Genomic DNA, 8676 nt, shown 5'->3' on the forward strand with positions numbered 1-8676 from the left:
GAGGCGGTTTTTTTGTTGGGACAGCTAAGCGATCACTCGGCCAGCTTGAAGGTAATGAAACTCGCACGGCCCTGACGCAGCACTCGCATCGAGACTGAACGATTCTTCGGCAAGGCCTTGGCGATGTCGGTGAACTCCTTGGCCGAACCGATTGCCTGGTTGTTCAGGTGAGTGATGATGTCGCCTGGTTGCAGGCCGATCATGGCCGCAGGACCCTCCTGCACCTCCTTGATCACTACACCACCTTGCAGCTCCAGGGTCCGCTTTTGCTCTGGCGTAAGCTCCGCCACAGCCACGCCCAGACGATTGCTGCTACGTTCCACGCCTGACTTGGCCAGTGAATCGAGCTCCTTGCCTTCCTCTGGAATGGCGCCGACGGTCAATTCGACGTTTGTGCGCTTACCTTCGCGGATCACTTCCAGATTCGCCTTGGAACCGGCCTTGAGGGCACCCACCAGATGTGGCAGGTCAGCGGACATGACGATCGGCTGGCCATTCATGCTGAGGATCACGTCGCCCACTTGCAGGCCACCCTTGGCAGCCGGACCATCCTCCTGAATTTGCGCCACCAGCGCACCGGCAGGTTTCTCCAGCCCGAACGACTCGGCCAGGTCCTTGTTCACTTCCTGAATGACCACGCCCAACCAGCCGCGGCTGACCTTGCCTTCGGTTTTCAGCTGATTGGACACGTCCATGGCAACGTCGATCGGGATCGCGAAGGACACGCCCATGAAGCCGCCCGAACGGGTATATATCTGGGAGTTGATCCCGACGACTTCACCGTCGAGGTTGAACAGCGGCCCACCGGAGTTGCCTGGGTTGATCGGCACGTCGGTCTGGATGAACGGCACGTAGTTTTCGTTTGGCAGGCTGCGGCCGATGGCGCTGACGATGCCCTGGGTTACGGTATGGTCAAAGCCAAACGGCGAACCGATGGCCACAACCCACTGACCGGCTTTCAGGTTCTGGGATTTGCCCAGCTTGAGCACGGGCAGATCTTTACCTTCGATCTTCAGCAACGCCACGTCAGAACGCGGGTCAGTACCGATCAGTTTGGCCTTGAGCTCACTGCGGTCTGCCAGGCGCACCAGGATCTCGTCGGCATCGGCAATCACGTGATTATTGGTCAGGATGTAACCGTCAGGCGAAATAATGAAACCCGAGCCCAGGGACTGCGCTTCACGCTGACGGCCACCGCCGGGAGACCGCGGTTGCGGCATCCCGCGTTCGAAGAACTCGCGCAGCATCGGCGGCAAACCTTCCAGGTCCGGCATCTGCTGATCCATCACTCTGCGTTCCGGCAGTTTCTGGGTGGTACTGATGTTCACCACCGCCGGCGAGGCTTGCTCGACCAGCTCAGTGAAGTCAGGCAATTCGACCGCCATAGCGGGAACGGCCTGACCGAGCACAAGCACAGTGGCAAAGATGGAAAGATAGGTTTTCAAGCGTGGTATCGACATACGGCTCCCGTTACGACGAGCGTGGTTAAGCGATATGGAGCAAGAAATACCAGGGGAAGATACGCCGGTATTTTTGTTCCGCAAACAGGCAAGGCCAGAGCCGAGCGGCTCTGACCTATAGAAAAAAAATTGAAGTTTTGCAAATGAAAATACTGACAGAAAGTTTCGGCATTTCGATCAAGTCCCGGCGCTGTAAGCCTCTTGCCCAATCGAACCACCCTGGCAGCTATTGAGTCGCCGTGGCATCGGAACGCATGGAGAGCGCGATCCGTTCCGCTGTGCCGATGGGAATTTCGCCGACCACCGTGACCATCATTTCGCCCTGAGGCGTCGTGAGTCGACGCGAAACAGCGGCTGTCGGGCCGAGCTGCGTACGCGTATCCGTGACGGTCGCGCCGTTCAATGGTTCCAGAAACACCGAGAAACGAGCCAAGCCATCGTCATACATCAGGCTATTGACCTGAACGTTGGTTTGCGGATCCTTTCTCATCCCACTGTTGGTCAGTTCGAAGCCCGGCGGAAGCCAGTCCGAACGCCATGCAGTTTTCGCCATCGCGCTTTTAGCTGGGGTCTGCGCTATAACCTTGCACTCGGCAGTGGCTTGCAGATCACCGTCGGACGGCGCCGTGATATTCAAACGTGTGAACTGAAAACGCTCGAGCAGTTGGCCCTTGTCATTGAGCAAAAGAGACTTGAGCGGCAGGCCGGTCTCTCGGTCCAGATGCAGTTCGAAACCATAACGATGCTGGTCCTTGGGCGTCAGCGCCACAATCACCGCCGGGCGCCCAGCAACACGCGACTTGCCAATGACGGCAAGGTCATACCAATTCTTGAGTTTTTGCGGATCGAGCGCACGTGCCGTGCCTTCAGGCGTATTCCCCACCCCAGCAACCAAGGAGCCACTTACGCATTGAGTACGTCCATCAATGCGCAGGACTTCCTGTGCCGAACCGTCGAGCTGGAGTAACCGCTCGCGGACTTTGCCATCCTGGACACGATGCCAGATGTTATGGGTAGAAAAACTACCATTGCGCTCGTAAACGAAAGTGCCCTGGAAGCTTTGCTGTTGCTCGGCTTGACTCAGACGATTAAGCCAGTCCTGAGCCTCACCGGCATAGGCTGGGATAACGCACCAGCCACCTAGCAAAAGCGAAAATAGAGGTATGGCGCGCAATCGTCCTCCTTAGCGGTCTTCCAAACTGGCTGCACGAGCGTAAGGCAACGCGCTTTCAGTACCTTTCAGGGCAGCTTCCTGGGCATGCTGACGCAGGTAGTTGGGCAGACGCTGATCATGCCAGCCTGGCTGGCCTTGCAGCACACCGTTGGCCATGGGACCTGCGACTTCCGAACTTTCGCTATAGCCGGCCAACACTGCCGGGCCCTTGACCTGTGGAGCGGCCAAGCCAGGCTGGTTGGACTGCTGGGCCATTTGCACACCGGCAATCTCATCCTGGTTGTAGAGGCGAACCCCTGCCAGAACAGCTACCGTCACCGAAGCGGCAACCGCCAGACGACCCAAGTTGCGCCAAGGGCTGCGGGAGGCTTTGACCGGAACCGCTTCATCAGCCAGTGCAGCAGATACAGCCGCAGCGATGTCAAGACGCGGAAGCAGCAGGTCCTTGTGCATGACAGCCCGGGCGATCTGGTAACGAGCCCAGGTCTCACGGGTTTCAACATCGTCGAAGGCATTTAATACCCGACGCAATTCCAATTCGTCCGCTTCGTTATCCATCACTGCGGACAGCGATTCCTGCAGGGCTTCACGACTCATGGCGTTCCTCTCTTGGCTGTCGCCGCTGTCTCAGTTTTCCTGCAACAAAGGTTGCAGGGCTTTATCGATGGCCTCCCGAGCGCGGAAAATCCGGGAGCGCACGGTACCCACCGGACACTGCATGACGCTGGCAATGTCCTCGTAACTCAGACCGTCGAATTCACGTAAAGTTAGAGCCGTACGCAAATCTTCGGGCAGTTGCTGGATGGTCCGATGGACAGTGCCTTCGATCTCATCCCGCAGCAACGCTCGTTCCGGTGATTCAAGATCCTTGAGGCCGTGATCGCCATCATAGAACTCTGCATCTTCAGAACTTACATCGCTATCCGGCGGCCGACGGCCGCGTGAAACCAGATAGTTTTTCGCCGTGTTGATGGCGATGCGGTAAAGCCACGTATAAAACGCGCTGTCTCCGCGAAAATTACCAAGCGCGCGGTAAGCCTTGATGAAGGCTTCCTGAGCAACATCCTGGGCTTCATGGGTGTCGTGCACAAAACGCACGATCAACCCGAGAATTTTGTGCTGGTATTTCAGCACTAGCAGATCGAAAGCTCGCTTGTCGCCGCGTTGAACGCGCTCGACCAGTTGCTGATCCTCTTCCTGGGTTAGCATGAACACTCCTCGATAAGCTCGAAGGAGGCTTGCATTACTAATCGACCGGGCTTGCAACCATAGACTCGGGCTTTTCGCAAAAGTTCTCCCCTCCAAGCAAGTTTCCGGCGTGCTCTGATCCGGCACGCACGAAAAGCGCAGCGCGAGATTCCCCGGCTGCGCGAATAATCTGTCGCCGGGCCTGTCGGCAAAGATTCAAATCCTAATCTTGCACCAACCCGACGTTGTTCCCTTTTGCAGACAACCGTCTATTGAACCCAGTCGCTCGGCAAAAGTTCCAACTATTTATAGCCTTGCGTATGGAACATCGGGCAACCCTGACGAGATAAACAGTGTTTCATCCTCGAAACGGTCGCCTTGTCGCCCATCCACCAAAATCGTGATCCGACGAAGCGCATCACCTTTGTGTCATTCTGGTTTCACATTGCCATGAATACGCCGCTATTGTGCCGATCCCCCTCTCTATATACTAGTGGGCTGCATGGCTGCCTGACCCATTGAAACGGATGTCTTGCACCAACCCCGACTCGGGTCGTTTTGAGCGGAAACCTTTCAAATGAGCCAACAGTTCCAACACGATGTTCTGGTAATCGGCAGCGGCGCCGCCGGTTTGAGCCTGGCGCTGACACTGCCGGAGCATCTGCGCATCGCAGTCCTGAGCAAAGGCGACCTGGCCAACGGTTCGACATTCTGGGCCCAGGGCGGCGTCGCGGCCGTGCTGGATGACACCGACACTATTGAATCGCATGTCGATGACACCCTCAATGCCGGAGGAGGCCTGTGCAATCCCGAAGCCGTGCGTTTCACCGTCGAGCACAGCAGGGAAGCCATACAATGGCTGATCGACCAGGGCGTCCCGTTCACGCGTGACGAACAATCCGGGACCGAAGACGGTGGTTTCGAGTTTCACCTGACCCGCGAAGGCGGTCACAGCCATCGACGCATCATTCACGCCGCTGATGCCACCGGCGCGGCGATTTTCAAGACCTTGCTGGCCCAAGCCCGCCAGCGACCCAATATCGAGCTTCTGGAACAACGCGTCGCGGTCGATCTGATTACCGAAAAACGCCTGGGCCTGGACGGCGACCGCTGCCTGGGCGCCTACGTGCTCAACCGTGGCACCGGCGAAGTCGACACCTACGGCGCCCGCTTTGTGATCCTCGCCTCCGGTGGCGCCGCGAAGGTCTATCTATACACCAGCAACCCCGACGGCGCCTGCGGGGACGGCATTGCCATGGCCTGGCGTTCGGGCTGCCGGGTGGCGAACCTGGAGTTCAATCAGTTCCACCCCACATGCCTCTACCATCCGCTGGCCAAGAGCTTTCTGATCACCGAGGCCCTGCGCGGCGAAGGTGCTCACCTGAAACTTCCCAACGGTGAGCGCTTCATGCAACGCTTCGATTCCCGCGCCGAACTGGCGCCCCGGGATATCGTCGCCCGGGCCATCGACCATGAAATGAAGCGCCTGGGCATCGACTGCGTTTACTTGGACATCAGCCACAAACCCGAAGCCTTCATCAAGAGCCATTTCCCGACGGTGTACGAGCGCTGCCTGGAATTTTCCATCGACATCACCAAGCAACCGATTCCGGTGGTGCCAGCGGCGCATTACACCTGCGGTGGCGTGATGGTCGACCAACAGGGTCGCACCGACGTACCGGGTCTGTATGCCATTGGCGAAACCAGCTTCACCGGCCTGCACGGCGCCAACCGCATGGCCAGCAACTCGTTGCTGGAGTGTTTCGTCTACGCCCGCTCGGCGGCGGCGGACATTCTTGAGCAATTGCCGCAGATCGGCGCTCCGTCCGCCCTGCCCTCGTGGGACGCCAGCCAGGTCACCGACTCGGACGAAGATGTGATCATTGCGCACAACTGGGACGAACTGCGGCGCTTCATGTGGGACTACGTCGGCATCGTGCGCACCAACAAACGCCTGCAGAGGGCGCAGCATCGGGTGCGGCTGTTGCTGGATGAAATCGATGAGTTCTACAGCAACTACAAGGTCAGCCGCGACCTGATCGAGTTGCGCAACCTGGCCCAGGTCGCTGAACTGATGATTCGCTCAGCCATGGAACGCAAGGAAAGCCGCGGGCTGCACTACACCCTCGACTACCCGGGCCTACTACCCGAAGCGCTGGACACTATCCTGGTGCCGCCCACCTACGCCGGCTGAACTTGAGCCGAACCCGCAGGCGCCGGTGCAGATCCGGCGCCAGCGCATCGCGGGGCACGCACAGCGAACGGACCCGCCATTCACCCCGCAGGCGAAAACGCAGCACGATAATCATCGGCAACGCCAGGCTGTCCGGGCGCAGTTGCACCGCCTGCCAGCCACCGGCCCTGTTCCACAGCTGCCAGCCATCGGCATCACGACGCAACCGGCAAAAGGCCTGACGGTGGGTCAACAATAGATGCCGCGGTAGCGTCCAGGCACCATGGGCCAGGCACAGCAGCACGCCGAGGCTGATTAACCAGAACGGGACGGACAACAGCAACAACGAACCCAAGGCAAAGGCCTGGGCCAGGAGATAGGCCGCCAGCAGTTGCCCGGAAGCCCGCCAGCGGCATTCAAAGCGATTACTTGGGCTGGACACGGTCCAGGATCATCCGAACCATGCGCTGCAGCTCCGGGTCTTCGGATTCGCTGCGTTCCATGAACCAGCCGAACATGTCCTGATCCTCGCACTCGAGCAGACGCACGTAGCACGCACGGTCCACATCGTTAAGGTGGGGATAAACTTCTTTCACGAACGGCACCAGCAACACGTCAAGTTCAAGCATACCGCGACGGCTGTGCCAGTAAAGGCGATTCAGTTCAACATCTTCGACCATGGAGCGCTCCTCAAATAGAGCGCAAGTATACAGGCCCCGCCGCGATGGAACAGACGGCTGGGGTCAGGCACCACCGATCCTTTGTGAACTACCCATTTCAAGGGCGCCCCCTTATGATGTCCACCAGACTTTTTACCCTGCGATGACCCATGGCTGATTCCGCTTTTTTCTGCACCCTGTCCCACGAAGGCGTTCTCGCGGTCCGCGGCGTGGACGCCGGCAAATTCCTGCAAGGCCAATTGACCTGCAACCTCAACTACCTGAGCGACAGCCGGGCCAGCCTCGGCGCGCGCTGCACCCAGAAAGGCCGGATGCAATCGAGTTTCCGCATCCTGCTCGAAGGCGATGGTGTACTGATGGCAATGGCCACCGAATTGCTCGAACCGCAACTGGCGGACCTGAAAAAGTATGCCGTGTTCTCCAAATCCAGACTGACCGATGAAAGCACCGCCTGGGCTCGCTTCGGCCTGGAAAACGCCGACACGGCGCTCGCAGCCCTGGGCCTCGAGCTGCCGGCCGACACCGACAGCGTCGTTCGTCATGATCGCCTGATCGCCATTCGCGTCTCTCCTAACCGCGCCGAACTTTGGGCGCCCGCCGAACAGGCCGACCCGCTGTCAGCCCGGCTGCGCGAACAGTTGACCGAGGGCGAGCTGAACCAGTGGCTGCTGGGTCAGATCCGCGCCGGGATCGGCCAGGTCATGCCGGCTACCCGCGAACTGTTCATTCCGCAGATGCTCAATCTGCAAGCCGTCGGCGGCGTGAGCTTCAAGAAAGGTTGCTACACCGGCCAGGAAATCGTCGCCCGCATGCAGTACCTGGGCAAGCTCAAGCGGCGCCTGTATCGGCTGCAAATGGATGCCAGTGAACTGCCCGAGCCTGGCGCCCCTTTGTTTTCACCCACGCACGGCAGCTCCATCGGTGAAGTGGTGATGGCCGCTCACGCCGAACGAAACATTGAACTGCTGGCCGTGGTACAGGCCGAAGCTGCAGAAGATGACAATTTGCACCTCGGCGCGCTGGAAGGCCCGGGCCTGCAATTGCTCGACCTGCCTTACGAACTGGACCGCGACCGCGAAATCCAGCGCTGATCGCAGCATTTTGTCGTAACACCCTAGAGAAACGAAATGAGCGATTTGGCGGATAAGGTCCAACGGGATTTGGTGGAGGCCATCGATAACGATGACCTGGTTCTGCCAACGTTACCGGAAGTGGCCCTGCAGATTCGCCGGGCCGCCGAAGACCCGGAAATCAGCGTCAGCAACCTGAGCAAAGTGATCGGTCGTGACACGGCGCTTTCGGCGCGCCTGATAAAAGTGGTCAACAGCCCACTGCTGCGGGCTACCCAGGAAGTCACCGACCTGCACACAGCCATCACCCGGCTGGGGGTCAACTACAGCAGCAACCTGGCCATCGGCCTGGTGATGGAGCAGATTTTCCATGCCCGTTCCGAAGTAGTGGAACAGAAAATGCGCGAAGTCTGGCGTAAAAGCCTGGAAATCGCCGGCGTCAGCTATGCGTTGTGCCGGGTCTATACGCAGCTCAAGCCCGATCAGGCCGCGCTGGGTGGGCTGGTACATCAGATCGGCGTACTGCCGATTCTCACCTATGCCGAAGACAACAATGAATTGCTGTCTGACCCGGTCAGTCTCAATCACGTCATCGAAACGATTCACCCGGTGCTGGGAGACAAGTTGCTCAGCGTCTGGGAATTTCCAGAAAGACTGGTGAAGCTGCCGGGGCTGTATCTGGACTTCACCCGAGACTCGAAGCAACTCGATTACGTCGACCTGGTGCAGGTGGCCGCCTTGTATTGCTACAAGGACTGCGACCACCCTCTGGGCAGGATCGATGCCTTCGGCGTACCGGCCTTCAAGAAGCTGGGCATCGACCCGGAAAACAAAGCCCGGTGCGCGGAGATCGAAGAAGCGCGGTCGATGTTTTACTAGAACGCCCGAGGGCAAGAAGCGTCTTTTTGTGGCGAGGGGATTTATCCCCGCT

At 58.9% G+C, this 8676-nt stretch carries 9 protein-coding genes; 3 read left to right on the plus strand and 6 right to left on the minus strand.

Annotation, left to right across the window (positions count from 1 at the left end):
- Positions 1–32: 32 nt before the first annotated feature.
- The 4 genes from HU811_RS21665 to rpoE form a co-directional block, all read right to left on the minus strand.
- A complete protein-coding gene (locus HU811_RS21665; protein ID WP_186658022.1) occupies positions 33–1460 on the minus strand; it encodes a DegQ family serine endoprotease in 1428 nt (475 codons plus the stop codon).
- Positions 1461–1686: 226 nt separating this feature from the next.
- On the minus strand, positions 1687–2634 hold the full coding sequence (locus HU811_RS21670) for a MucB/RseB C-terminal domain-containing protein (RefSeq protein ID WP_186658023.1): 948 nt from the start codon (positions 2632–2634) through the stop codon (positions 1687–1689).
- A 9-nt stretch (positions 2635–2643) separates the two neighbouring features.
- A complete protein-coding gene (locus HU811_RS21675) occupies positions 2644–3231 on the minus strand; it encodes a sigma-E factor negative regulatory protein (protein WP_092397329.1) in 588 nt (195 codons plus the stop codon).
- 30 nt (positions 3232–3261) lie between these two features.
- Positions 3262–3843, minus strand: a complete 582-nt coding sequence (rpoE, locus tag HU811_RS21680; protein WP_003172477.1) for an RNA polymerase sigma factor RpoE/AlgU — start codon at positions 3841–3843, stop codon at positions 3262–3264.
- 556 nt (positions 3844–4399) lie between these two features.
- Between rpoE and nadB the strand changes: the two genes are divergently transcribed.
- Entirely contained in the window at positions 4400–6016 is a 1617-nt protein-coding gene (gene nadB / locus HU811_RS21685; RefSeq protein WP_092397327.1) for an L-aspartate oxidase, read from the plus strand.
- Here the strand turns inward: nadB and HU811_RS21690 are convergent.
- A complete protein-coding gene (locus HU811_RS21690) occupies positions 5985–6437 on the minus strand; it encodes a protein YgfX (protein WP_092459908.1) in 453 nt (150 codons plus the stop codon). The two genes, nadB and HU811_RS21690, sit on opposite strands and share 32 nt — an antisense overlap.
- A complete protein-coding gene (locus HU811_RS21695) occupies positions 6421–6675 on the minus strand; it encodes an FAD assembly factor SdhE (protein WP_007930227.1) in 255 nt (84 codons plus the stop codon). Before HU811_RS21695 ends, HU811_RS21690 begins: the two co-directional genes overlap by 17 nt.
- Positions 6676–6824: 149 nt before the next feature.
- Between HU811_RS21695 and ygfZ the strand changes: the two genes are divergently transcribed.
- Together ygfZ and HU811_RS21705 are read left to right on the plus strand one after the other, a co-directional pair.
- Positions 6825–7766, plus strand: coding sequence for a CAF17-like 4Fe-4S cluster assembly/insertion protein YgfZ (gene ygfZ / locus HU811_RS21700; RefSeq protein ID WP_092459906.1), 942 nt, complete (start codon positions 6825–6827; stop codon positions 7764–7766).
- A 36-nt stretch (positions 7767–7802) separates the two neighbouring features.
- Entirely contained in the window at positions 7803–8624 is an 822-nt protein-coding gene (locus HU811_RS21705; RefSeq protein ID WP_186658024.1) for an HDOD domain-containing protein, read from the plus strand.
- Positions 8625–8676: the final 52 nt, after the last annotated feature.

Origin of the sequence: Pseudomonas tehranensis (assembly GCF_014268615.1) — a bacterium.
Classification (GTDB): Bacteria; Pseudomonadota; Gammaproteobacteria; order Pseudomonadales; family Pseudomonadaceae; genus Aquipseudomonas; species Aquipseudomonas tehranensis.